Source organism: Pseudomonas sp. LBUM1655, assembly GCF_059716085.1.
In genome coordinates this window covers 5,606,744-5,631,364 of record NZ_CP166801.1, presented here as the reverse complement: position 1 = coordinate 5,631,364, position 24,621 = coordinate 5,606,744, and the positions used below count along the sequence as shown (strand labels likewise).

At 59.4% G+C, this 24,621-nt stretch carries 20 protein-coding genes; 9 read left to right on the top strand and 11 right to left on the bottom strand.

Features of this window, described 5'->3' with window-relative positions:
• Positions 1-62: 62 nt before the first annotated feature.
• From ACA074_RS25360 to ACA074_RS25315, 10 genes are all read right to left on the bottom strand, one after another.
• Positions 63-1,625, bottom strand: coding sequence for a SpoVR family protein (locus ACA074_RS25360; RefSeq protein WP_497615465.1), 1,563 nt, complete (start codon positions 1,623-1,625; stop codon positions 63-65).
• Entirely contained in the window at positions 1,622-2,893 is a 1,272-nt protein-coding gene (locus ACA074_RS25355) for a YeaH/YhbH family protein (protein ID WP_187680836.1), read from the bottom strand. Before ACA074_RS25355 ends, ACA074_RS25360 begins: the two co-directional genes overlap by 4 nt.
• A 119-nt stretch (positions 2,894-3,012) precedes the next feature.
• Positions 3,013-4,935: a PrkA family serine protein kinase gene (locus ACA074_RS25350; protein WP_007910115.1), complete on the bottom strand. Its 1,923-nt coding sequence runs from the start codon at positions 4,933-4,935 to the stop codon at positions 3,013-3,015.
• A 294-nt stretch (positions 4,936-5,229) separates the two neighbouring features.
• Positions 5,230-5,559 carry a thiosulfate sulfurtransferase GlpE gene (glpE, locus tag ACA074_RS25345; protein ID WP_187680835.1) on the bottom strand — a complete coding sequence of 110 codons (330 nt, stop codon included), beginning with the start codon at positions 5,557-5,559 and terminating at the stop codon, positions 5,230-5,232.
• Between the two features lie 33 nt (positions 5,560-5,592).
• The gene (locus ACA074_RS25340) at positions 5,593-6,474 is read right to left on the bottom strand and encodes a symmetrical bis(5'-nucleosyl)-tetraphosphatase (protein ID WP_497658204.1); all 882 of its coding nucleotides are present in this window, start codon (positions 6,472-6,474) and stop codon (positions 5,593-5,595) included.
• Positions 6,474-6,854 (bottom strand): Co2+/Mg2+ efflux facilitator ApaG/CorD, encoded by a 381-nt coding sequence (gene apaG, locus ACA074_RS25335; protein WP_187680833.1) that lies wholly within the window; start codon positions 6,852-6,854, stop codon positions 6,474-6,476. Before apaG ends, ACA074_RS25340 begins: the two co-directional genes overlap by 1 nt.
• Before the next feature lie 113 nt (positions 6,855-6,967).
• Positions 6,968-7,786, bottom strand: coding sequence for a 16S rRNA (adenine(1518)-N(6)/adenine(1519)-N(6))-dimethyltransferase RsmA (rsmA, locus tag ACA074_RS25330; RefSeq protein ID WP_187680832.1), 819 nt, complete (start codon positions 7,784-7,786; stop codon positions 6,968-6,970).
• Positions 7,783-8,772 (bottom strand): 4-hydroxythreonine-4-phosphate dehydrogenase PdxA, encoded by a 990-nt coding sequence (gene pdxA, locus ACA074_RS25325; RefSeq protein ID WP_187680831.1) that lies wholly within the window; start codon positions 8,770-8,772, stop codon positions 7,783-7,785. The genes rsmA and pdxA overlap by 4 nt, the downstream gene beginning before the upstream one ends.
• On the bottom strand, positions 8,769-10,085 hold the full coding sequence (gene surA, locus ACA074_RS25320) for a peptidylprolyl isomerase SurA (RefSeq protein ID WP_410458020.1): 1,317 nt from the start codon (positions 10,083-10,085) through the stop codon (positions 8,769-8,771). Before surA ends, pdxA begins: the two co-directional genes overlap by 4 nt.
• Positions 10,066-12,864: an LPS-assembly protein LptD gene (locus ACA074_RS25315; RefSeq protein WP_497677987.1), complete on the bottom strand. Its 2,799-nt coding sequence runs from the start codon at positions 12,862-12,864 to the stop codon at positions 10,066-10,068. Before ACA074_RS25315 ends, surA begins: the two co-directional genes overlap by 20 nt.
• Positions 12,865-12,995: 131 nt before the next feature.
• On the opposite strand from ACA074_RS25315, the gene ACA074_RS25310 reads away from it, so the two are divergent.
• The 3 genes from ACA074_RS25310 to ACA074_RS25300 are packed head-to-tail and all read left to right on the top strand — an operon-like array spanning position 12,996 to position 15,452.
• The gene (locus ACA074_RS25310) at positions 12,996-14,015 is read left to right on the top strand and encodes an aminoglycoside phosphotransferase family protein (RefSeq protein WP_489879402.1); all 1,020 of its coding nucleotides are present in this window, start codon (positions 12,996-12,998) and stop codon (positions 14,013-14,015) included.
• Positions 14,012-14,683, top strand: a complete 672-nt coding sequence (murU, locus tag ACA074_RS25305; protein ID WP_497677986.1) for an N-acetylmuramate alpha-1-phosphate uridylyltransferase MurU — start codon at positions 14,012-14,014, stop codon at positions 14,681-14,683. Before ACA074_RS25310 ends, murU begins: the two co-directional genes overlap by 4 nt.
• 1 nt (position 14,684) lies before the next feature.
• On the top strand, positions 14,685-15,452 hold the full coding sequence (locus tag ACA074_RS25300; RefSeq protein ID WP_187680826.1) for a TerB family tellurite resistance protein: 768 nt from the start codon (positions 14,685-14,687) through the stop codon (positions 15,450-15,452).
• Between the two features lie 66 nt (positions 15,453-15,518).
• Here the strand turns inward: ACA074_RS25300 and ACA074_RS25295 are convergent, their stop codons facing one another.
• Positions 15,519-16,508, bottom strand: a complete 990-nt coding sequence (locus tag ACA074_RS25295; RefSeq protein WP_497677985.1) for an alpha/beta hydrolase family protein — start codon at positions 16,506-16,508, stop codon at positions 15,519-15,521.
• A 73-nt stretch (positions 16,509-16,581) separates the two neighbouring features.
• On the opposite strand from ACA074_RS25295, the gene ACA074_RS25290 reads away from it, so the two are divergent.
• The 6 genes from ACA074_RS25290 to ACA074_RS25265 all read left to right on the top strand — a co-directional run bounded on the left by ACA074_RS25290 (position 16,582) and on the right by ACA074_RS25265 (position 24,531).
• Positions 16,582-18,978 (top strand): PAS domain-containing sensor histidine kinase, encoded by a 2,397-nt coding sequence (locus tag ACA074_RS25290; protein ID WP_497658199.1) that lies wholly within the window; start codon positions 16,582-16,584, stop codon positions 18,976-18,978.
• Positions 18,979-18,996: 18 nt separating this feature from the next.
• Positions 18,997-19,626, top strand: coding sequence for a response regulator (locus ACA074_RS25285; protein ID WP_008085218.1), 630 nt, complete (start codon positions 18,997-18,999; stop codon positions 19,624-19,626).
• A gap of 325 nt (positions 19,627-19,951) precedes the next feature.
• On the top strand, positions 19,952-21,076 hold the full coding sequence (locus ACA074_RS25280; protein WP_187681115.1) for an ABC transporter ATP-binding protein: 1,125 nt from the start codon (positions 19,952-19,954) through the stop codon (positions 21,074-21,076).
• 49 nt (positions 21,077-21,125) lie between these two features.
• Positions 21,126-22,169 (top strand): ABC transporter substrate-binding protein, encoded by a 1,044-nt coding sequence (locus ACA074_RS25275; RefSeq protein ID WP_027610727.1) that lies wholly within the window; start codon positions 21,126-21,128, stop codon positions 22,167-22,169.
• A 277-nt stretch (positions 22,170-22,446) separates the two neighbouring features.
• Positions 22,447-23,694, top strand: a complete 1,248-nt coding sequence (locus tag ACA074_RS25270; protein ID WP_187681116.1) for an ABC transporter permease — start codon at positions 22,447-22,449, stop codon at positions 23,692-23,694.
• Between the two features lie 12 nt (positions 23,695-23,706).
• Complete coding sequence (locus ACA074_RS25265) at positions 23,707-24,531, top strand: ABC transporter permease (protein ID WP_186532890.1); 825 nt, start codon at positions 23,707-23,709, stop codon at positions 24,529-24,531.
• Positions 24,532-24,621 lie beyond the last annotated feature (90 nt).

Here is a 24,621-nt window from a genome sequence, read left to right as displayed (position 1 = left end):
AAAAACCTCCGTTGGCCCGACAGGATAACCCTTGCGTCGGACTTTCGGAGGCCAGAACCGGATCAAAGATGAATGACGGCCAGATCGAGCCGACCGTAATCCCCTTCGCTGTGTTCACTGCGTGGCGGTACGTGATGGGTTTTCATGACCTGGTCGCCTTGCAGGGTTTCCAGATGAATGTCGAAGCCCCACAAACGATGCAAGTGTTTCAGGACTTCTTCGGTGGAGTCGCCCAATGGTTTGCGATCGTGTTGCTGGTGACGCAGGGTCAATGAGCGGTCGCCGCGACGGTCGATGCTGTAGATCTGCACGTTGGGTTCGCGATTGCCGAGGTTGTACTGCGCTGCCAGGGTTTCGCGGATGATTCGGTAGCCGGTTTCGTCATGGATCGCCGGTACCAGCAGATCATCCTTTTGATCGTCATCGAGGATGCTGAACAGTTTCAGGTCGCGGATCACCTTTGGTGACAGGTACTGCAGGATGAAGCTCTCGTCCTTGAAGCTGCTCATGGCGAACTTGATGCTCGACAGCCAGTCGGTCCCGGCGATTTCCGGGAACCAGTGACGGTCTTCCTCGGTGGGCTCTTCGCACATGCGCCGGATGTCGCGGTACATGGCAAAGCCGAGCGCGTAGGGGTTGATGCCGCTGTAGTAGGGGCTGTCGAAACCAGGCTGGAACACCACGCTGGTATGGGACGTCAGGAATTCCATCATGAAACCGTCGGTGACCAGGCCTTCGTCGTACAGGTCATTCATCAGCGTGTAGTGCCAGAACGTCGCCCAGCCTTCGTTCATCACCTGGGTCTGGCGCTGTGGATAAAAATACTGGGCGATCTTGCGCACAATCCGCACGATTTCCCGCTGCCACGGCTCGAGCAATGGCGCGTGCTTCTCGATGAAGTACAGGATGTTTTCCTGCGGCTCGGCCGGGAAGCGCGCATTGTCCTTGTCGCTGTATTTGTCTGCGCCTTTTGGAATGGTGCGCCACAGGTCGTTGATCTGCTTCTGCAGATGTTCTTCGCGATCTTTCTGCCGCCGCCGTTCCTCCTCGGCGGAAATCGGGTAGGGGCGTTTATAGCGGTCGACACCGTAGTTCATCAACGCATGGCACGAGTCGAGCAAATCCTCGACTGCATCGATGCCGTGGCGTTCCTCGCATTGCATGATGTACTGCTTGGCGAACACCAGATAATCGATGATCGAACTGGCGTCGGTCCAGGTGCGAAACAGGTAGTTGCCCTTGAAGAAGCTGTTGTGACCGTAGCACGCGTGGGCCACCACCAGCGCCTGCATGCAGATGGTGTTCTCTTCCATCAGATAGGCGATGCAGGGATCCGAGTTGATCACGATCTCGTACGCCAGCCCCATTTGTCCGCGGCTGTAGGATTTCTCGGTGCTGAGGAAGTGTTTGCCGTAGGACCAGTGGTGGTAGCCCAGCGGCATGCCCACCGAGGCGTAAGCATCCATCATTTGCTCGGCGGTGATGACTTCAATCTGGTTGGGGTAGGTATCCAGCGCATAGCCGGCCGCGATACGGGCGATTTCGCGGTCGTAAGTCTGGATCAGTTCGAACGTCCATTCGGAGCCGGTGGAAATGGGTTGGCGTTTCTGCTCTTTGGCGGTCATGTCACTAACCTGCGCTGGAAGAGTTCACGGAAGACCGGATAAATATCCCCGGCCGAGACCAGTTGCTGCTGGGCAAACGTGTCGGAAAAGGCTTCGGCGATGCGTTCGTATTCGTACCAGAGGGCTTGGTGTTCGCGCGGGGTGATCTCCACGTAAGTGTAGTACTGCACAAACGGCATGATCTGGTTGATGAGGATGTCGCGGCAGATTGGCGAGTCGTCGTTCCAGTTGTCGCCGTCGGAAGCCTGAGCCGCATAGATGTTCCACTCGTTGCTGGGATAACGCTCGGCCATGATCTCCTGCATCAGTTTCAGGGCGCTGGAAACGATGGTCCCGCCGGTTTCCCGTGAATAGAAAAACTCCTCTTCGTCCACTTCCCGGGCGCTGGTGTGGTGACGGATGAACACCACGTCGATCTTGTCGTAGTTCCGCTTCAGGAACAGGTACAGCAGGATGAAAAAGCGCTTGGCAATGTCCTTGGTCGCCTGGGTCATGGAGCCTGAGACGTCCATCAGGCAGAACATCACTGCTTTGGAACTTGGATTGGGCTGCTTGATCAGCAGGTTGTATTTCAAGTCGAAGGTATCGAGGAAGGGTACGCGATGAATGCGCGCGCTGAGTTTTTCGATCTCTGCCTCGAGTTCCTGAATATCGCCGAAGTTGTCAGGCTCTTCACGCTTGATGCGCGCCAGTTCTTCTTTGGCTTCACGCAGTTTCGCGCGGCTGCTGCCCGACAGGGCGATACGCCGTGCGTGGGCTGAGCGCAGGGTGCGGATGATGTTGATGCGCGAAGGGTTGCCTTCGTTGCTGATCCCCGCGCGCACGGTTTTGAAGGTGTCGGTGCCGCTCAGGTTGCGTTTCACCAGGTTCGGCAGTTCGAGGTCTTCGAACATGAATTCCAGAAATTCTTCCTGGGTGATCTGGAAGACAAACTCATCCATGCCTTCACCGGAGTTGCCGGCCTTGCCCGGTCCGCGTCCGCCGCCGCCTCCCGGTGGGCGGGCGATGTGTTCGCCGGCAGTGAATTCCTTGTTGCCAGGATGAACCACGGTCTGCTTGCCGCCACGGCCGTGGTGAAGCACCGGTTCGTCGATGTCGCGACCGGGAATGCTGATCTGTTCGCCGTGTTCCATATCCGTGATGGAGCGCCGGCTGACCGCCTCTTCGACAGCCTTCTTGATGTGGTCACGGTAACGCCGCAGGAAACGCTGGCGGTTCACCGTGCTCTTGTTCTTGCCATTGAGACGTCGGTCGATCACATAGCTCATACGTGGCCCTCCGGGCAGCTTCAAGTTGTGAGCTGCAAGCTGCAAGTAGACGCCATTGCCCGAACGTCAGGCTCATGCGCTTTTTTCTTGCAGCTCGTAGCTGTTAGCTTGCAGCTGCTTCACTGCGATTTCCGGACCCGTAGGTACCATTCGGACAGAAGCCTTACCTGTTTGTCGGTGTAGCCGCGTTCGACCATTCGTGTAACGAAGTCGTTGTGCTTCTGCTGATCCTCTTTGCTCGCCTTGGCGTTGAAGCTGATGACCGGCAGCAGATCTTCGGTGTTCGAGAACATTTTCTTCTCGATGACCACCCGCAGTTTTTCGTAGCTGAGCCAGGTCGGGTTCTTGCCGTTGTTGTTGGCCCGGGCGCGCAGTACGAAGTTGACGATCTCGTTGCGGAAGTCCTTCGGATTGCTGATGCCGGCCGGTTTTTCGATTTTCTCCAGTTCTTCGTTCAGCGCGACGCGGTTGAGGATTTCGCCGGTTTCCGGATCGCGGTACTCCTGATCCTGAATCCAGAAATCCGCGTACAGCACATAGCGGTCGAAGATGTTCTGGCCGTACTCGCTGTAAGACTCCAGGTACGCGGTCTGGATCTCTTTGCCAATGAATTCGATATAACGCGGTGCCAGGTATTCCTTCAGGTAGCGCAAATAACGTTCGCGGGTTTCAGCCTGGAACTGTTCCTGCTCGATCTGCTGCTCCAGGACATAGAGCAAGTGCACCGGGTTGGCGGCGATTTCATGTGGATCAAAGTTGAATACTTTGGAGAGGATCTTGAACGCGAAGCGGGTCGACAGGCCGTTCATGCCTTCATCCACGCCTGCCGAGTCGCGGTATTCCTGAATCGACTTGGCTTTAGGGTCGGTGTCCTTGAGGTTCTCACCGTCGTATACGCGCATCTTCGAATAGATATTGGAGTTTTCCGGCTCCTTGAGGCGCGACAACACGGTGAACTGCGCGAGCATCTTCAAGGTATCTGGCGCGCAATGCGCCTTGGCCAGGGAGCTGTTGAACAGCAGTTTGTCGTAGATCTTCACTTCATCGCTGACCCGCAGGCAGTACGGCACCTTGACGATGTAGATTCGGTCGATGAAGGCCTCGTTGTTCTTGTTGTTACGGAAGGTGTGCCATTCCGATTCGTTGGAGTGCGCCAGCAGAATACCGGTGAACGGAATCGCGCCTAGACCTTCGGTACTGTTGTAGTTGCCTTCCTGGGTTGCGGTCAGCAATGGGTGCAGCACCTTGATCGGTGCCTTGAACATTTCGACGAATTCCATCAGGCCCTGGTTGGCCCGGCACAGCGCACCGGAATAGCTGTAGGCATCGGCGTCGTTCTGTGGGTATTCCTCGAGTTTGCGGATGTCGACCTTACCGACCAGTGCGGAGATGTCCTGGTTGTTCTCGTCACCTGGCTCAGTCTTGGCCACGGCGATCTGATTGAGGATCGACGGATACAGTTTGACCACGCGAAACTGACTGATGTCGCCACCGAATTCGGCCAGGCGCTTGGTCGCCCATGGCGACATGATGGTGTTCAGGTAGCGCCGAGGAATGCCGAAGTCTTCCTCAAGGATCGCGCCATCTTCGGTGGCATTGAACAGACCCAATGGCGACTCGAATACCGGCGAACCTTTGATCGCGTAGAAAGGGACTTTCTCGATCAGTTGTTTCAGCTTCTCGGCCAGGGACGATTTACCACCGCCGACGGGGCCGAGCAGATAGAGGATTTGTTTCTTCTCTTCCAGGCCTTGGGCGGCGTGGCGGAAATACGAGACGATCTGGTCGATGCATTCTTCCATCCCGTGGAAGTCTTCAAAGGCCGGATAGCGACGGATCACCTTGTTGGAGAAGATGCGCGACAGCCTGGAGTTGGTAGAGGTGTCGAGCAGTTCCGGTTCGCCGATGGCCAGCAATAGACGCTCGGCGGCGGAAACATAAGCGCTGCGGTCTTTCTTGCACAGCTCCAGGTACTCTTGCAGCGAGAGTTCTTCCTGGCGTGTAGATTCGAAGCGTTGTTGGAAGTGGCTAAAGATACTCATGACGTCACCTCGCTCGATACGTGGAGCCGACGCCGGATCACTCAGTCGATGCTGGCAAGCAGCCGCTGTGGCCACTTGTTTACCCCCCAGAACACTTTCGCGGTCGACAACCTTGAAAGTCACTCCCGATGACCCGTGCGCCGGTGTACCGGCTCTCCCCTGTTTTGGATGGCCTGGGCTTAAGGATAGTTGGGAATTCGGGAGGTAAAGGCGAGATACGTAATTAGTTGTGGCAGACCGTTCGTCTGCCATGCGCAGGCCCGCGTGAGCCGGGGCCTGCGCATGACAAAAAAATTATTCGGAGGTGCCTTGCGCAGTTTCCGAAGGGTAAGTCGTGCGCCAGAGCTCGAAGCCGCCATCCATGCTGTAGACGTCGGAGAAGCCCTGGCTGATCAGGTAGGCTGCGGCACTTTGGCTGGAGTTGCCGTGATAGCAGACTACGACAGTCGGTGCGTCGAGGTCAGCGGCACGGATGAAATCCGAGATGGAAACGTTATCCAGATGCCTGGAGCCGGCGATATGCAGTGCGGCGTAGGTTTGCGGGTCACGTACATCGACCACCACGGCGCCTTGCTCACGCAGGGCCTGGGCCTGTTCCGGGGGGATTCGTTTGAATTCGCTCATGGCGGGTTCCTGTAGCTCGGCTGAAAGCACAGTCTAACGCAGGGCGTTGACCGGCAAAGTTTCGGGGGTAGGTGGTGCGACTGTCGGTGCTAAGCCACCGTGCTCATCGCATTTGCACGACACGCGTTCGCCGCTGTCGACGTTCATCAGGGTCAGGCTGCCGCCCCAGACACAACCGGTGTCCAGCGCCGAAATGCCAGGCTCATGGATATTGCCTTCCAGAGCAGCCCAATGGCCAAAGATGATCCGCAGGCCCCGGGTCTTGCGCTCCTTGTGCTGGAACCAGGGTTTGTAGCCGGGCGGCGCAGTATCGAGGCCTTCTTTGCTTTTGAGGTCGAGCTTGCCCTCGGCGGTGCAGAAACGCATGCGGGTGAAATAGTTGGTGATGACTCGCAGACGGGAGACGCCTTTAAGGTCGTTGTCCCATTTCGACGGCTCATTGCCATACATCCCGTCAAGGAAGGCGGGAAGCAGGTTTTCATCGCGCAAAGCAGTTTCAACTTCAGCGGCGCATTTCAAGGCGCGGCGCAGTGACCATTGCGGCGGGATGCCGGCGTGAACCATGGCGACATCGCGCATCTCGTCGTAGTGCATCAGCTTCTGCTGGCGCAGCCACTCCATCAGTACGGGGCCGTCAGGGGCTTCGATGATTTCGCGCAGGGTGTCGGACTTCTTCAAACGCTCGATATGTTTACTGGCCGCCAGCAGATGCAGATCATGGTTGCCGAGCACGCAGATCAGCGACTCACGCATGCCATAGAGCAAACGCAGGGTTTCCAGAGACTGCGGGCCGCGGTTGACCAGGTCGCCTACCAGCCAGAGCTTATCGAGCTTCGGATCGAAAGCGACTTGCTTGAGCAGGCACTTGAGCGGCTCGAGGCAACCTTGCAGGTCACCGACGGCATACGTCGCCATCAGTGCAAGGCTCCGGGGACGGCGAGGCGGAAGGGTTTGATGATGGCATCGAAATGCTTACCGTCGTCGGCGACCATTTCGTAGGTGCCCTGCATGGTGCCGACCTTGGTAGTCATCACCGTGCCGCTGCTGTAGGTGTGCTCACCGCCAGATTTGATCAGCGGCTGCTGACCCACGACACCGGCGCCGCGCACTTCTTCGACATGCCCATCACCATCGGTGATCACCCAGTGCCGCGACATCAGCCGGGCAGGGAGCTCGCCATTGTTTTGCACGGTGATGGTGTAGGCGAACGCGAAGCGGTTGTGCTCGGGTTGCGATTGGTCTGCCAGATAGTGGGTAACGACGCGGACATCGACGTGGTAACGGGAATCGGACATGCAAAGGGCCTTAAACGAAGCGGAACGCGGGGCGTAGCTGATGGGGAATCAGTCTAGGCAAGTATCGGGCAGTAAACCAGAGTGGCGTCCTGCCCGATAGCGTTCATCGCCGGTCAGTCGGCGGCGGGAGTTTCCGGGACTTGTTCGCTGAGCTTGTCGGCCAGGCGCACGAAGGCAGCCAGATCCAGTTGCTCCGGGCGCAGACTGCCATCGACGCCGGCAGCTTCGATCTCGGCGTTGCTCATCAATTGCTTGAGCGTGTTGCGCAGGGTCTTGCGGCGCTGGTTGAACGCTTCACGCACAACGCGCTCGAGCAGGCGATGATCCTTGGCCGGGTGCGGCAGCACCGCGTGTGGCACCAGACGGACGATGGCCGAATCCACTTTCGGCGGTGGATTGAACGCGCCCGGGCCAACGTTGAACAGGTGCTCTACGCGGCAATGGTACTGAACCATGATCGATAGGCGACCCCAGTCACCACCGCCGGGGCCTGCGGCCAGACGCTCGACCACTTCCTTCTGCAACATGAAGTGCATGTCGCGAATGATGCCGGCGTTGTTCAGCAGGTGAAAAATCAGCGGTGTGGAGATGTTGTACGGCAGGTTGCCGACGACGCGCAGGCTGTTCGGCGCGGCGTTGAGTGTGTTGAAGTCGAACTTCAGCGCATCGCCCTGATGCAGGTTGAAGTTGCTCTTGCCGGCAAATTGCTGGTTGAGGATCGGGATCAGGTCCTTGTCCAGTTCCACCACGTCGAGTTGCGCACCGGAGTTGAGCAGACCGGCGGTCAGTGCGCCCTGGCCCGGGCCGATTTCCAGCAGGCGGTCTTCGGACTTGGCGCTGATGGAGCGCAGGATGCGGTCGATAACGCCGGCATCGTGCAGGAAGTTCTGGCCAAAGCGTTTGCGCGCCTTGTGTTGGTATTGCTCGGTCATAAACGGGTCTCGGCCATCTGATAGGCGGTTTCCAGGGCGACTTGCAGGCTTCCGGTATCGATCTTGCCGCTGCCGGCCAGATCCAGGGCGGTGCCGTGGTCGACCGAAGTGCGGATGATCGGCAGGCCAAGGGTCACGTTGACGGCGGCGCCGAAGCCTTTGTACTTCAGCACGGGCAGGCCCTGGTCGTGGTACATCGCCAGCACTGCGTCACAGTGCTCCAGATATTTGGGGGTAAACAGAGTGTCGGCAGGCAGCGGGCCACGAAGGTCCATGCCCTCGCCGCGCAGGCGCTCTAAGGTAGGTTCGATGATGTCGATTTCTTCATGGCCCAGATGTCCGCCTTCGCCGGCGTGCGGGTTGAGTCCGCACACCAGAATGCGTGGCCGGGCAATGCCGAATTTTTCTTGCAGGTCGGCGTGCAGAATGCGCGTGACCCGCTCCAGCCGCTCCGGTGTGATTGCATCGGCAATCTCGCGCAACGGCAGGTGGGTGGTGACCAGTGCAACGCGCAAACCGCGAGTGGCGAGCATCATCACCACTTGTGCGGTGTGGGTCAGATCAGCCAGGAATTCCGTGTGCCCGGAGAACGCGATGCCCGACTCGTTGATCACGCCCTTGTGCACCGGAGCGGTGATCATCCCGGCGAAGTCGCCGTTCAGACAACCGTTACCGGCGCGGGTCAGGGTTTCGAGGACGAACGCGGCATTGGCCTTGTCCAGTTGCCCGGCGACCACAGGGGCGCTGAGCGGTGTGTCCCAGACGTAAAGACTGTTCGCGGGCGCCGGCGCGACCGGCCAGTGATCGGGCCCGACGTCGAGCAGATTGACAGCCAGCCCCAACTGCGCGGCCCGCTCAAGGAGCAGGTCGCGGCTGGTGATGGCAATCAGGGGATGAGGCTGGGCTTGCGAGGCGAGCAGCAGGCATAGGTCGGGACCGATGCCGGCTGGTTCGCCGGGTGTCAGCGCGAAACGCTTGGGTTTCACTGCGCTGCCTGGTCTGCACCAGGGAGTTTGATCTCTACGTACGCTTCGTCACGGATCTGACGCAGCCAGGTTTGCAGCTCTTCGTCGTATTTGCGGTTACGCAGTACGGTCATGGCCTGCTGTTCGCGAGCCTGTTCGGTGCTGTCGGTGGCGCGACGGCCAAGGACTTCCAGAACATGCCAGCCGTATTGAGTCTGGAACGGCTTGGACAGCTGACCTTGTGGGGTCTTGGCCATCACTTCGCGGAATTCCGGCACCAATACGTTCGGGTCGATCCAGTTCAGGTCGCCGCCGTTAAGCGCGGAGCCCGGGTCTTCGGAGTAGCTTTTCGCCAGGGTGGCGAAATCTTCGCCTGCCACGATGCGCTCATACAACGACTGAACCAGGGCTTTGGTCTTGGCTTCGTCGCGGATCGGGCTCGGCTTGACCAGGATGTGGCGCACATGCACTTCATCACGGGTCTGGGCTTCGCCACCGCGCTTGGCCAACAGCTTCAGGATGATGAAACCGCCTGGAGTGCGTGCCGGCTGAGTCACGTCACCGACTGCCATGCTGCTCAACTCGCGATCGAACGGCGGTGGCAGTTGAGCAGCTTTACGCCAGCCCATGTCGCCGCCTTCCAGTGCGTTGTCGCTGGCGGATTTGGCCACGGCCAATTGACCGAAGTCGGCGCCTTGCTTGAGCTGCTGGTAAACCTCCATGGCCTGACGCGCAGCATTCTGAATCGCTTCAGAGTTGGCGCTTTCCGGGGTCGGGATCAGGATGTTGGCCAAGTGCAGTTCTTCGGACAGTTGCATCTTGCCCAGGTCGGAGGCGAGGAAGTTCTTCACTTCCTGCTCGGACACCTGAATGCGTTCGGCAACACGGCGCTGACGCACACGGCTGATGATCATCTCGCGACGGATCTGGTCACGGGCGTCGTCGTAAGACAGGCCATCGCGAGCCAGGGCGGCGCGGAACTGGTCAATAGTCATGTTGTTGCGCTGTGCGATGGTGCCGACAGCCTGGTTCAGTTCTTCATCGGTGATACGAATGCCGGAACGTTCGCCGATCTGCAATTGCAGGTTTTCGACGATCAGGCGTTCGAGCACCTGCTGATCCAGTACGCCTGGAGGTGGCGAGCCGCCGCCACGCTTGGCGATGGTCTGCTGAACTTCCTGGACGCGCTGGTCCAGTTGGCTCTGCATGACCACGTCGTTGTCGACGATCGCTACCACTTTATCGATGGACTGTACTGCGGCGTTGGCCGCAGTACCCAGGAACAGCGCGCCCAGCATCAGCGGGCGCAGACAATCAGAAAGCTTGGTCTTCACGTTCACGATAACCTTGAATGCCTTTGTCGAGGAAGCTCTCTACCTTGGCGCCAGTGAGGCCACCGAGTCCCTTCAGAACAATTTGGAGGAAGACGCCATGGTCGCCTTTTTCGTTTTGCGGAGCTTCCTGACTGAACTCGTCATAGGAAACCCAGTAACGGTTGATCAGGCGCAGTTTCCAGCAGCAGTTGTCGTACTCGAAACCACCGAAGGCTTCCAGCGTACGGTTACGGTTGTAGTCATACTGCCAGCGGCTGATGGCGTTCCACTGTGGAACGATCGGCCAGATGACCGAGAAGTCATGCTGCTGGATCTTGTAGTAGTCCTTCACGTAGCCAGGCTGACCTGGAGTGCCGTAGTCACCGCCACCCACCGACCATTTACCGGTGTTCTGGTCGTAACGAACCTGGTCGTTGCGATAGCGATAGCCAGCGTTGATGACCTTGTTCGGGTTGTCTTCAGGCTGGTAGTGGAACATCGCACTGCCGGAACGCGGGCTGCGGCTGTCCGGATCCCAGTTGTAGTCGGCTGTGGTGCGCCAATCGCGGTTCCAGCGGTATTCGTATTCCAGTGCGTAAGGCGAAACGTTGGATTTCGCGTCGTCACGGGTTTTTGCATCGATACCTGGCAGTTGAACTTCGCGATCCTTGAAGTACAGGGCTTGACCGACGCTGATGCGTTGACGCTCGAAGCCATCGTCTTCAATCCAGCGGCTGGTTACGCCCAGCGACAGTTTGTTCTCGTCGCCGACACGGTCGGCACCGGAGAAGCGGTTGTCGCGGAACAGCGAGGAGTAGTTGAACGTGGTTTCGCTGGTGTCGAATACCGGGATATCGGTCTGGTCTTTCTCAGGTACATAGAGATAGAACAGGCGTGGTTCCAGGGTCTGGCGGTAGTTTTTGCCGAAGAACGACGTGTTGCGGTCGAAGTACAGGCCGCTGTCGATGCTGGCGATCGGTACGCCACGGTTTTGCGAACTGCTGAACGATTCACCTAGTGCTGAAGCGTTGTTGCGGTTAGTTACAAGGTCGTCTTTGCCTTGTCCGTCAAGATCAAGTTGATACTGGGTGTACTGATACTTGAGCGATGGCTTCAGGAAACCATAGGTCCAGTTCATCGGCAGGCTGACACCTGGCTTCAGATTAAGACGGTCGCCGTTGGCGCGTGCCAGACCTGCAACGTTGGTATCCAGACGCGCTGACGCCGTGCCATTTTCGTCAATGAAATTACCGGTTTTCAAATCACGATCAAACCGCACAAGCTCGGTCTCGTAATCGAAATTCAACCCTTCCGGATGATACGGCAGCTGACCATTGAAGGTGATCTGCGGCAGACGGCCATACGGTGTGATGTTCGAAACAGTAGCCAACTGGTACTGCTGAGCATTCAAGCGAGCGGTGTAGCTGTCACCACGATAGGTAACCGCGCCCTGCTGATTCACGAAGTCGCTGGACTTCACACCAATCTGATCTGTCTGCAGATCCTGGAAGTAATACGGATCGCTGATCTTGGTGTAGTCAACTTCGGTCAGCACGCGGGAGTCGAGACCACCCTTGTGCTGCCAGTTGTACATGTAGCGGGTTTTTTCGTAGTCGGTCTGCTTGCTGCGTTCGGTGTCGTCATCGTTCAGGTACGCAGCGCCGAACTGGCCTTCGCTGGACTTGGTCAGGTAACGGAACTCGCCTTCCACCAACATGCCACGCTTGCTCATGTAACGCGGGTACAACGTGGCATCGTAGTTAGGCGCCAGGTTGAAGTAGTACGGCGTGACCAGCATGAAGCCGGTATCGGTGCCGGTGCCGATGGTCGGCGGCAGGAAGCCCGACTGGCGACGGTCATCGATCGGGAAGTAGATGTATGGCGTGTAAAGGATCGGAATGTCTTTTACGCGCAGCGTCACGTTGGTCGCGGTACCGAAGCCGGTGGCCGGGTTCAAGGTGATGTTGTTGCCCTTGAGCTGCCAGGCGTTGCTGTTCGGTTCGCACGTGGTGTACGTGCCGTCCTTGAGACGGATGATCGCGTTTTCCGCACGTTTGGCGTACAGCGCGTTACCGCGAATGCGCGACTTGTGCATCACGTATTCGGCGTTATCGACCTTGGCTTCACCGGTGTCGAGCTGCACATCGGCGTGGTCGCCGACGATCAGTGCGCCGTTGTCGCGGATACGTACATCGCCATTGAGTTCGGCGCGGCTCTCGGCCTGGTACAGGCTGGCCTCGTCGGACTCGACCTGCATGCTGCCCTGACGCAGGACGACATCACCGGCCAGCGTACCGACTTGATCATCGGTGTTATAGCGCGAAGCTTTTGCGCCGATAAAGGTCGGAGCATCGCTTTTATTCGTCTTGTCATTCATGCCAGGACGAATCGGTTCGATATAAGCACCAGAGCAGTAAGGACCCGTCTCGGCCAATTGGGCGGCGGTGAGCTTCTCGCGCGGAACCCAGTCGAGGTGACTGAAGTCTTCGCTACGGGATTTCAAACCACGGCCTTTGGCTTCGGTGACCAGCGCTGGCTTGGCGCCAGTGTCGGCAACCGAACCCTTGTCGCTCGGGGCTTCGCCGGTGGCGCTGACGGCACTGCCGTCATGCACTGGACGCGGTGGCAATGCAGCCGCCGGCGTCTTGGGCGCACAGTCCCAACCACCCGAAGCCGAGACGGAGCAGTCATACTGCTCGGCGGCAACAACGAATTGACTGGCCAGAGGTTGCATAGCCAGCAGACTGCCGGTTACCAACAACGGAAATTTTTTACGAAACGCGGGGGATTTCAATGCCATCTTATTAGTCCGGGCTTCCTGCGTGCCATCTGCCCGCGGTGGTGGGCCGCACGCCTCTCGATGGTCTGAAAAAGATGCTGGATAATAAAGCATGACCCGCTTGACGGCTAGCGCCGTCGGAGACCCTTGCAATGCCTGACCAAGATGTACGCTTGCAACACCTGAAAGTTTGGCTCGATGAACAGTTGGCAATCCTCTTTGCAGATCAGGGCTGGGGCGCCGTGCCCCCGGCCACGTTGACCGCGGCCAGTAGCGACGCGAGTTTCCGCCGTTACTTCCGTTGGGAAGGCGCGGGTCGCAGTTTCGTCGTAATGGACGCGCCGCCGCCCCAGGAAAACTGCAAACCGTTCGTGGATATCGCCTTTTTGCTGGCGAAATCCGGAATAAATGTGCCGAAAATTTATGCCGAAGACCTCGAACGCGGATTTCTTTTGCTCAATGACCTGGGCAACAAGACCTATCTGGACGTGATCGATGGCGAAAATGCCGACGCATTGTTCAGCGATGCCCTGCAAGCGCTGCTGGCTTTTCAGCAGTTGCCGATGGTCGCACCGTTACCGAGTTACGACGTTGCATTACTGCGTCGTGAGCTGGAACTGTTTCCCGAGTGGTACGTGAAGCGTGAATTGGGTATCGAATTCGATTCGACCCAACAGCAACAGTGGCAACACGTCAGCGACCTGCTGATCGACAGTGCCCTGGCCCAGCCGAAAGTGCTGGTGCACCGCGACTACATGCCGCGCAACCTGATGCTCAGCGAGCCGAACCCCGGCGTGCTGGATTTTCAGGATGCGGTCTATGGCCCGGTGACCTACGACGTGACCTGCCTGTTTAAGGACGCCTTCCTCAGTTGGCCTGAAGAGCGCGTCCGTGGCTGGCTGGAAAACTACTGGCAGCAAGCTTCGGCCCTCAACATCCCTGTGCAGCCGGATTTCGAAGACTTCCTGCGCGCCAGCGACCTGATGGGCGTGCAGCGTCACCTGAAAGTCATCGGCATTTTCGCTCGCATCTGCCATCGCGATGGCAAACCGCGTTACCTCGCCGACGTACCGCGCTTCTTCTCCTATATAGAAGCAGTGATCGCCCGTCGTCCTGAGCTGGCCGAACTGCAAGCGCTGTTCACCAGCCTGCGTGGTGGAGCGACGGCATGAAAGCAATGATTCTGGCGGCAGGCAAAGGCGAGCGCATGCGCCCGCTGACCCTGACCACGCCGAAACCGCTGGTACGTGCCGGCGGCGTCCCTTTGATCGAATATCACCTGCGTGCCCTCGCGTCGGCGGGTTTCAGCGAGATTGTAATCAACCACGCCTGGCTCGGTCAGCAGATCGAGGATTACCTGGGCGACGGTTCGCAGTTTGGTCTGAGCATCCAGTACTCGCAGGAAGGCGAGCCGCTGGAAACCGGCGGCGGGATTTTCCGTGCGCTGCCGTTGCTCGGCGATGATGCGTTCCTGGTGGTGAACGGTGATATCTGGACCGATTACGATTTCAGCGTGCTGCACCAGCCGATCACCGGTCTGGCGCATCTGGTGCTGGCGGATAATCCGGCGCATCACCCGACAGGTGATTTTTCTTTGGTCGACGGTCAGGTCATCGACGGCCAGCCGACTGCAGCCACCCTGACCTACAGCGGCATCGCCGTCATCCATCCGCAACTGTTCGACGGCTGCGCCGACGGGGCTTTCAAACTGGCACCGCTGCTGCGCAAGGCCATGGCGGATGGGCAGGTGACGGGCGAGCGTCTGAAAGGCCACTGGGTGGATGTCGGCACGCATGAGCGTCTGGCCGAAGCTGAAACCTTGATAGAAGCGAGTCGCTGATATGTTGTGGCCAGGGACTCTGATTGGAGCCGGAGCGGGTTTTGCGATTGCCAGCATTCCGGGGGCCATGCTTGGGGCTTTGTTGGGGCAGGCGCTGGATCGGCGCCTGCATTTGCAGAGCTGGGGGCATCTGCGGGAGAAACTCGGTGGTCGGCCGATGCTGCGCAACGACGAATTGTTGTTCGTGTTGCTCGGGCGTCTGGCCAAGAGTGACGGACGTGTGACGGATGGACATATCCAGCAGGCGCGCAATGAGATGCGCGCGCTGGAGATGAGCGAACCGGCGACGCGCCGGGCGATTGCGGCGTTCAATCGCGGCAAGTCCGGGGACGATAATCTTCGCGGTTATCTACGGCGCCTGAGTGCGCAGCCGCATGCGGCCGAAGGCGTGTTGCGCGCGTGTTGGCGGATGGTCTGGGCCGATGGTCGTGCCGGCGTCAGCGAGCGGGAATTGTTGGCGCAGTGGGGTAAATGGCTGGGCTGGACGACGCATCAGGTGCAGGCGTTGGCCAGTGATTACGAGCCCGGCAAACGGCCCATCGTCAGTGCGGCGGTAAGCTATCAGGAAGCGATGCGATTGCTCGGTGTTTCGGCGAGCAGCGAACCGGCGCAAATCAAACGAGCTTATCGACGTCTGCTCAGCCGTCATCATCCGGACAAGATTGCCGGCAGCGGTGCAACGCCGATGCAGGTGCGAGAGGCGACCGATAAGACCCGCGAGTTGCACAATGCCTACACGTTGATTCGTGAACGGCGGGATTTTCGTTAGGCGGTTTCAAGATCAAAAGATCGTCCGATCGCGGCCTGAGCCTTCGGACGATCTTTTGCTTTTGGGTCAGTCTGTGTTCTGTGGGCTCAACCAGCCACGCACCCGACGGAACAACTGTTCCTGCTCAGCCTTGTTATCCGGTAACGCCTTGAGCGCCACTTGGCTGAACGCCGACGTCTTCAAGCGCTTGCTCGCCTGCATGCGCTCCAGCGCCGCGTTGCGATCCAGCGCTTTGTCCATGTAGAAAATATCAGCGGTCGGCAGTTTCAGCGTTGGCGTCAGTTCCACCAACGGCGGTTTGGCCTTGGCCGGTGTTTGCGCGTCGACCATGACGAATTTCTCCACCTGCGCCGTTTGCCGCTCGCTCAAGAAGCGCGCCGCCCAATACGCGCCGGTTCCATGACCGAGCACGACAATGCGCCGCGCACTTTGCTGTTCGGCGTAGGCAATGGCGGCGTCGATGCGCGCGAAGATGCGTTCGGCATCGGCTTTGGACTGTTCTTCAGTCGTTTCGGCGATCACCTGGTCGGCGACTTCGGCCTCACCGCCTGCTGCTTGTTCGATCGGCTGCGCGGTGGTGGCGTCCTTGCTGCCTGTTTCGGGGGCTTTCTGCGCGGCAACGGCTTCAATTACGCGCGGAGCGATGGCATCGCTTTGCAGATCGGGCAGGGTGATACTCAGACTGCTCCATTCGGCGTCCGGCAATTTGCTCCGCAACGGGCCGATTGCTTGTGGCCAGTCAGCGGTTTCGCCGGCACCGGGGACGATAATCACCGCGCCTTTCGGTTCAGCGGTGTTGGCCGGTTTCCACAAGGCGAGGAAAGTGTCGCTGCCGGCTTGAAGCTGTTGCTGTTCTTGCGCCGGGACTTTACGTTCCAGTGCCGCGGCCTCTTCCTGACTACGCTCAAGCAGTGGTTGGCGCTCGGCCGGTTTTTCTTCGGCGGATTTTTCCGCAGGGGCGGCAGGGGCCGGGTCGGCCGCGTGGACAGAAAACGCACAAGGCAGGATCAGCGACAGGCACAATGCTGGCATTGCCAGGCGGTAGACAGAGGGCATCGGTTATTCCAGGCCAGAAAGTATCCCGGCAGCCTAATGGGTTGGTCAGAATTTGTCAGTGTATGAGACTTCAATGAAGCGATTTTGCTGCCTGTGGGTTATCGGCTGTTTGTGGCTTCCCTTGATGGGCTGGGCGGCGCCTGCGCCATCGGCACACGTTGCGCAGTTGTCAGCCAGCGAGCAGCAATGGCTCGCGCAACACAACGAATTGCGGGTCGGATTGGTGTTGCAGGCGCCGTACGCGCAATACGATCGGCGTTTGCAGCGACTGTCCGGGGCCAACGTCGAGTTGATGAAATGGCTGGCCAAGGCTCTCAATATCGAGCTGAGCTGGCGCAACTTTCAGGATCTGGCGCAATTGGAAACCGCATTGCGCGATGGCGAGATCGACATCGCTCCTGGTCTGACCCAGACACCGAGCGCGCTGCGCCTGTGGCAGTTTTCCGATCCGTACATGCGTGTGCCGCAACTGGTGGTCAGCGACCAGAAGGCCGGGGGTGTGGTGGATCTGGAAAAACTCGATGGCCAGACCCGCGTCGCCGTGCGTATGCCGAGCACCACCGCCGACTATCTGCGCGGCAACTATCCACACCTGAATCTGCAAGGCGTGCCGCTGGAGCGTCAAGCGCTGCAATTGTTGCTGAGTCAGCAGGCGTCTTACGCGGTGGTCGATGAAGCGCAACTCGGGCGGTTGTCGGCAGAACCGGAGTTCGCTGAACTGGTAGTGGTCGGCGATATCGGCCTGCCGCAATTGTTGCGAGTCGCTTCGCGCCGGGACTGGCCTGAGCTGGCCGGCATCGTCCAGAGCGCGCTGCGCTCGATCCCGGCCAAGGATCTGGAGCGCCTGCACAATCAATGGCTGCAACCCAAATATCCACGGTTGTCGGAATCGCCGGGGTTCTGGCAGAACCTCAGTCTGTTGTTCGCGGTCATGCTGCTCAGTTGCGTGGCGATCGTGTTCTGGCAGCGGCGCCAGCAACATAGCCTCGAACAACGCCTGCTCGCGGCGCGGGAAGACATCGCCTTGCGCGCCGCCAGCGAAGAAGCGCTGCGCCTGACGCAGTTTTCCATCGATCAAAGCACCGTCGGCATCCTTTGGGTCAACTGGGATAGCCATGTGCGCTACGCCAACCGGGCGGCGGAAAACATGCTCGGCTACCCCTCGGGCGGGCTGATCGAGCGACCGCTGATTGATTTCGAACCGGGTCTGCACATGGACCGCTGGCTCAATCTGTGGAAACGCGCGCGTGCCAGTGAAGAAGGGCCGCTGAGTTTTGAGACAAGCTGTGTGCGTGCCGATGGAAGTATTTTGCCGGCGGATGTATCGCTGAGTTTCCTGCGTTTTCGCGACAGCGAGTATTTGGTGGTCTATCTCAACGACGTCACCGAGCGCCGTCGCGCACTCGCGGCGTTGCAGGAAAGTGAAGCGCGCCTTCAAGGCATCGCCGCCAATGTACCGGGCCTGGTGTTCCGCCTGGAGCGGGCGCCGGTCACCGGGCAGATCGACTTTGCCTACATCAGTGAGGGCAGCGAAAGTCTGGTCGGCTACGCGCCGGCCGCTATTGCCCACCGCGACATGGGCCTGCGCAGTCTGGTGCATCCGGATGACAAGGCCAGTTATCACCGCACCCAGGATCAGGCGCTGGACACCGATAGCGACTGGTCGTGGCAGGGGCGAATTCTCACACGACAGGGCGAGCAGCGCTGGGCCGAGATCAAGGCGATCACCCGGCAGCTTGAAGATGGCGCTTATGTCTGGGACGGCATCGTCTGGGACATTACCGAGAGCAAGCGCATCGAGCTGGAGCTGGCGGCATCGCGTGAGCAACTGCGCGAGCTGTCGGCACACCTTGAGAGCGTGCGCGAAGAAGAGAAGGCGCGGATTGCCCGGGAAGTACACGATGAACTGGGGCAGATGCTGACGGTGCTGAAACTGGAGACATCGATGTGCGAACTGGCCTACGCGCAACTCGACCCCGGTCTGCACGACAGGTTGAACAGCATGAAGCGCCTGATCGCCCAGTTGTTCCAGTTGGTGCGTGATGTAGCGACCGCATTGCGCCCGCCGATTCTCGATGCGGGGATTGCGTCAGCGATTGAGTGGCAGGCGCGCCGGTTCGAGGCGCGCACGCAGATTCCGTGTCTTGTGCAGGTGCCGGACAATCTGCCGCCGCTCAGCGATGCCAAGGCGATTGGCCTGTTCCGCATCCTGCAGGAGGCGCTGACCAACGTCATGCGTCATGCCCAGGCGCATACTGTGGAACTGACGCTGGCGCTGGAAGGCGATGAATTGTGTCTGACGGTCAGCGATGATGGCGTAGGATTTGTCGCCGCTGCCGGTCGGCCGACTTCGTTTGGCTTGGTGGGCATGCGTGAACGGGTGCTGATCATGGGTGGGCGCCTGGTGCTTGAGAGTGAGCCGGGGGAGGGCACCAGTCTGAATGTCTGGGTGCCGGTGGATGAGGTTTGACTGAATCTGGAGAACAACGTGATCCGTGTACTGGTAGCCGAAGACCACACCATCGTTCGTGAAGGCATCAAGCAATTGATCGGCCTGGCCAAGGACCTGCAAGTCGTGGGAGAGGCGAGCAATGGTGAGCAGTTGCTCGAAACCCTGCGCCATGTGCCGTGCGAAGTGGTGCTGCTGGACATCTCCATGCCAGGCGTCAACGGCCTGGAAGCGATCCCGCGAATCCGTGCGCTGAACAATCCGCCGGCGATTCTGGTGTTGTCGATGCACGACGAGGCGCAAATGGCTGCTCGCGCCTTGAAGGTTGGCGCTGCGGGTTATGCGACCAAGGACAGCGATCCGGCGCTGTTGCTGACGGCCATCCGCAAAGTCGCGGCGGGTGGGCGCTACATCGACCCGGATCTGGCCGACCGCATGGTCTTCGAGGTCGGCCTGACCGATGCGCGGCCGTTGCATTCATTGTTGTCCGAGCGCGAGTTCTCGGTGTTCGAGCGCTTGGCCCAGGGCGCCAACGTCAACGACATCGCCCAGCAATTGGCCCTGAGCAGCAAGACCATCAGCACCCACAAGGCGCGGCTGATGCAGAAGCTCAACATCACCTCGCTGGCGGAACTGGTGAAGTACGCGATGGAACACAAACTCCTCTGAACAACGCCGCGCTCTGTGTAGGAGTTGCCGAAGGCTGCGATCTTTTGATCTTGCTGTTTACAGGGTCAAAAGATCGCAGCCTTCGGCAGCTCCTACAGTAGACCGCGTTGGCATATCCATTCGCGACAAACGCTTTTGCCGTTACTGGCGGCTTGCAGCTTGACGCTCGTAGTCGGCGTGCCAATCCGCGCCATCCTTGTAGGGCAATCCCTACCCCCAACCTTCCATCCCGCTGAGGCGATTCTCTCCTGCGCCCCGATTTGCGTGCCTGCCGCCAGCCACTAGGCTTGGTACACAAGCAGTCATCAACAACAAAGGTGTGGGTATGAGCCAGGTCGATACAAACGCAGGGGCCAGTGATGTGCTGGTCAGCTTTCGTGGAGTGCAGAAGAGCTACGACGGCGAGAACCTGATCGTCAAAGACCTCAACCTGGACATTCGCAAAGGCGAATTCCTTACCCTGCTCGGGCCGTCCGGTTCCGGCAAGACCACCAGCCTGATGATGCTCGCCGGTTTCGAAACGCCGACCGCTGGCGAAATCCTCTTGGCCGGGCGCGCGATCAACAACGTGCCGCCGCATAAGCGCGACATCGGCATGGTGTTCCAGAACTACGCACTGTTCCCGCACATGACCGTCGCCGAAAACCTCGGGTTCCCGCTGACCGTGCGTGGCCTGAACAAGAGTGACGTCGCCGACAAGGTCAAGAAAGTCCTGAGCATGGTGCAGCTCGACGCGTTCGCTTCGCGCTACCCGGCGCAGTTGTCCGGCGGTCAGCAACAGCGTGTGGCCCTGGCCCGTGCGTTGGTGTTTGAGCCGCAACTGGTGCTGATGGACGAACCCCTCGGCGCCCTCGACAAACAACTGCGTGAACACATGCAGATGGAGATCAAGCATCTGCACCAGCGCCTCGGCGTGACCGTGGTCTACGTAACCCACGATCAGGGCGAAGCGCTGACCATGTCCGATCGCGTCGCCGTGTTCCACCAAGGCGAAATTCAGCAGATCGCGCCGCCGCGCACGCTTTACGAAGAGCCTAAAAACACCTTCGTCGCCAACTTCATCGGCGAGAACAATCGCCTCAACGGTCGTTTGCTCAGCCAGAGCGGTGAGCGTTGCGTCGTCGAGTTGGGCCGTGGCGAGAAGGTCGAGGCTCTGGCGGTCAACGTCGGCCAGACCGGCGAGCCAGTGACCCTGTCGATTCGCCCGGAGCGCGTCAGTCTCAACGGTTCCAGCGACCAATGCGTCAACCGCTTCTCAGGGAGGGTGGCGGAATTCATCTATCTGGGCGACCACGTCCGGGTGCGCCTGGAAGTCTGCGGCAAGACCGACTTCTTCGTGAAACAACCGATTGCCGAGCTCGATCCCGCGCTCGCGGTTGGTGACGTGGTTCCGCTTGGCTGGCAGGTCGAGCACGTTCGCGCGCTTGATCCGCTGTTAGAGGCGAACTGATCGCCCCCCGCAATACCAACACCAACCCTGCACGTGGAGAGAACAATAAATGTTGAGATCCCTGAAGTTCACCGCCCTGACCCTGGGCCTGATGGGTGCGGCCAGCGCAATGGCCGCTGGCCCGGATTTGACCGTGGTGTCGTTTGGCGGGGCGAACAAGGCGGCGCAAGTCAAAGCCTTCTATGCACCGTGGGAAGCGGCGGGTAACGGCAAAATCGTCGCCGGTGAGTACAACGGCGAAATGGCCAAGGTCAAAGCCATGGTCGACACCAAGAGCGTGTCGTGGGATCTGGTCGAAGTTGAATCGCCAGAGCTGTCCCGTGGCTGCGACGAAGACATGTTCGAGCAACTCGACCCGGCACTGTTCGGCAAAACCGAAGACTACGTCAAAGGCGCGATTCAGCCGTGCGGCGTAGGTTTCTTCGTCTGGTCGACCGTACTCGCCTACAACGCCGACAAGCTGAAAACCGCGCCGACCAGTTGGGCCGATTTCTGGGACACCAAGAAATTCCCGGGCAAACGTGGCCTGCGTAAAGGCGCCAAGTACACCCTCGAATTCGCTTTGATGGCTGATGGTGTGGCGCCTAAAGACGTCTACAAAGAGCTGGCGAGCAAGGGTGGTCAGGATCGCGCGTTCAAGAAACTCGACGAGCTGAAGCCAAGCATTCAGTGGTGGGAGGCCGGCGCACAACCGCCGCAATACCTCGCTTCCGGCGACGTGGTCATGAGCTCTGCCTACAACGGTCGCATCGCTGCCGTGCAGAAAGAGTCGAACCTGAAAGTGGTGTGGAACGGCGGTATCTACGACTTTGACGCGTGGGCCATCCCGAAAGGTCTGGACGCCAAGCGTGCTGAAGCGGCGAAGAAGTTCATCGCCTACTCGGTACAGCCGCAGCAGCAGAAGACCTACTCGGAAAACATCGCTTACGGCCCGGCCAACACCCAGGCTGTTCCGTTGCTGAGCAAGGATGTGCTGAAAGATATGCCGACTACCCCGGAAAACATCGCCAACCAGGTGCAGATCGACGTCAGCTTCTGGGCTGACAACGGCGAGCAACTGGAACAGCGCTTCAACTCCTGGGCGGCGAAGTAACCACTGTTTCACCTGCATGGGAGATGGCGATGGGTGCTTTTGTGGCGAGGGGATTTATCCCCGATCGGCTGCGCAGCAGTCGTAGAACCTGAGACTCCAACCTTCCTGACACACCGAGCTGCGTGGTTTTGGGGCTGCTTCGCAACCCATCGGGGATAAATCCCCTCGCCACAAGGTTCGATCTCTCAGGAAAGCTCGCGCCCACAGGTAGCTGTGTTCCAACACAACAGAGGTGGTTCGCCACCTCTGTAACGATCAAAGATTTGCGGAGTACGTCATGGCCATCGCCGTTCCCCTGAACGAGGGCGCCAGCCCCACCTTGAAGCAGAAGCTCAAGCGCGCCGAGCGGGTCAACCGCTGGAAAGCCCAGGCGTTGATTGCGCCGTTGGTGCTGTTTCTGTTGCTGGTGTTTCTGGTGCCGATCGTGGCGCTGCTCTACAAAAGCGTCGGCAACCCGGAAGTGGTCGGCGGCATGCCGCGCACCGTGGCGGCCATCGCCAGTTGGGACGGCCGTGGCCTGCCCGCTGAACCGGTGTACAAAGCGGCCGGCGAAGACCTCGCCGAAGCGCGCAAAAACCAGACGCTGGGCGATCTGTCCAAGCGCTTGAACATGGAGTTGGCCGGCTATCGCAGCCTGCTGACCAAAACTGCCCGGGCGCTGCCATTTGCCAGCGAACCGGCCTCTTATAAAGAAGCACTGGAAGCACTCGACGAACGTTGGGGCGATCCGGCCTACTGGCAAGCGGTGAAACGCAACACCAGCAGCATTACGCCGTATTACTTGCTGGCATCGGTCGATCACCGCATCGACGACCTCGGTGAAATCGCCCCGGCGACCCCGGATCAGGCGATCTACCTGGACATCTTCGCCCGCACCTTCTGGATGGGTCTGGTCATCACCGTGATCTGCCTGCTGCTCGCCTATCCACTGGCATACCTGCTGGCCAACCTGCCATCGCGCCAGAGCAACCTGTTGATGATTCTGGTGCTGCTGCCGTTCTGGACGTCAATCCTGGTGCGGGTCGCGGCGTGGATCGTGCTGCTGCAATCGGGCGGTCTGATCAACAGCGCGCTGCTGGCCATGGGCATCATCGATAAACCGCTGGAACTGGTGTTCAACCGCACGGGCGTCTACATCTCGATGGTGCACATCCTGCTGCCGTTCATGATCCTGCCGATCTACAGCGTGATGAAAGGCATCTCGCCGACCTACATGCGTGCGGCGATCTCGCTGGGTTGCCATCCGTTCGCCAGTTTCTGGCGCGTGTATTTCCCGCAGACCTATGCCGGTGTCGGCGCCGGGTGCCTGTTGGTGTTCATCCTCGCCATCGGCTACTACATCACCCCGGCGCTGCTCGGCAGCCCGAACGATCAGATGGTCAGCTACTTCGTCGCGTTCTACACCAACACCAGCATCAACTGGGGCATGGCCACCGCGCTGGGCGGGCTGTTGCTGCTGGCGACCGTGGTGCTTTATCTGATTTACAGCTGGCTGGTGGGCGCCAGTCGCCTGCGCCTGAGCTAAGGGGAATTTGAAATGCTGAGTCCTTATATGTCGCCCATTGAACGGGTGTGGTTCTACAGCTTGCGGATCCTCTGCGGCTTGATTCTGCTGTTTTTGATTCTGCCGGTGCTGGTGATCGTGCCGCTGTCGTTCAACTCGGGCAGTTTTCTGGTGTACCCACTGCAAGGCTTCTCGCTGCAGTGGTATCACGACTTCTTCGCCTCGGCGGAATGGATGCGCGCGCTGAAGAACAGCATCATCGTCGCCCCGGCCGCGACGGTGCTGGCGATGATCTTCGGCACGCTGGCGGCGATCGGCCTGACCCGTGGCGACTTCCCCGGCAAAGCACTGGTGATGGCGCTGGTGATTTCGCCGATGGTGGTGCCGGTGGTGATTATTGGTGTGGCGAGTTACCTGTTCTTTGCACCGCTGGGGCTAGGTAATAGCTTCTTCTCGTTGATCGTTGTGCACGCGGTGCTGGGTGTGCCGTTTGTGATCATCACGGTGTCGGCGACGTTGCAGGGGTTTAACCACAATCTGGTGCGTGCCGCGGCCAGCCTTGGCGCTTCGCCGTTGACCGCGTTCCGTCGGGTGACTTTGCCGCTGATTGCGCCGGGGGTGATTTCCGGTGCGCTGTTTGCCTTCGCGACGTCGTTTGATGAGGTGGTGGTGACGCTGTTTCTTGCAGGTCCCGAGCAGGCGACGTTGCCTCGACAGATGTTCAGCGGAATTCGTGAGAATTTGAGTCCGACGATTGCGGCGGCTGCTACGTTGCTGATCGCGTTCTCCGTCATCCTCCTGCTGACCCTGGAATGGCTACGCGGCCGTAGCGAAAAACTGCGTACCGCTCAGGTTTAAGGGCCAGATCAAAAGCTTACCCCCTCACCCCAGCCCTCTCCCCCAAGGGGGCGAGGGGGAAGGGAGCAGATCGTTGTGCTGTTCAAGGCC

Coding starts and splice junctions, on each gene's coding strand:
- ACA074_RS25355 (WP_187680836.1), bottom strand. CDS start 2,893: ATGAGCTATGTGATCGACCGACGTCTCAATGGCAAGAACAAGAGCACG.
- ACA074_RS25290 (WP_497658199.1), top strand. CDS start 16,582: ATGAAGCGATTTTGCTGCCTGTGGGTTATCGGCTGTTTGTGGCTTCCC.
- ACA074_RS25360 (WP_497615465.1), bottom strand. CDS start 1,625: ATGACCGCCAAAGAGCAGAAACGCCAACCCATTTCCACCGGCTCCGAA.
- rsmA (WP_187680832.1), bottom strand. CDS start 7,786: ATGACCGAGCAATACCAACACAAGGCGCGCAAACGCTTTGGCCAGAAC.
- ACA074_RS25310 (WP_489879402.1), top strand. CDS start 12,996: ATGCCTGACCAAGATGTACGCTTGCAACACCTGAAAGTTTGGCTCGAT.
- ACA074_RS25340 (WP_497658204.1), bottom strand. CDS start 6,474: ATGGCGACGTATGCCGTCGGTGACCTGCAAGGTTGCCTCGAGCCGCTC.
- glpE (WP_187680835.1), bottom strand. CDS start 5,559: ATGAGCGAATTCAAACGAATCCCCCCGGAACAGGCCCAGGCCCTGCGT.
- ACA074_RS25295 (WP_497677985.1), bottom strand. CDS start 16,508: ATGCCCTCTGTCTACCGCCTGGCAATGCCAGCATTGTGCCTGTCGCTG.
- ACA074_RS25275 (WP_027610727.1), top strand. CDS start 21,126: ATGTTGAGATCCCTGAAGTTCACCGCCCTGACCCTGGGCCTGATGGGT.
- apaG (WP_187680833.1), bottom strand. CDS start 6,854: ATGTCCGATTCCCGTTACCACGTCGATGTCCGCGTCGTTACCCACTAT.
- murU (WP_497677986.1), top strand. CDS start 14,012: ATGAAAGCAATGATTCTGGCGGCAGGCAAAGGCGAGCGCATGCGCCCG.
- ACA074_RS25280 (WP_187681115.1), top strand. CDS start 19,952: ATGAGCCAGGTCGATACAAACGCAGGGGCCAGTGATGTGCTGGTCAGC.
- ACA074_RS25270 (WP_187681116.1), top strand. CDS start 22,447: ATGGCCATCGCCGTTCCCCTGAACGAGGGCGCCAGCCCCACCTTGAAG.
- ACA074_RS25300 (WP_187680826.1), top strand. CDS start 14,685: ATGTTGTGGCCAGGGACTCTGATTGGAGCCGGAGCGGGTTTTGCGATT.
- ACA074_RS25265 (WP_186532890.1), top strand. CDS start 23,707: ATGCTGAGTCCTTATATGTCGCCCATTGAACGGGTGTGGTTCTACAGC.
- ACA074_RS25315 (WP_497677987.1), bottom strand. CDS start 12,864: ATGGCATTGAAATCCCCCGCGTTTCGTAAAAAATTTCCGTTGTTGGTA.
- ACA074_RS25350 (WP_007910115.1), bottom strand. CDS start 4,935: ATGAGTATCTTTAGCCACTTCCAACAACGCTTCGAATCTACACGCCAG.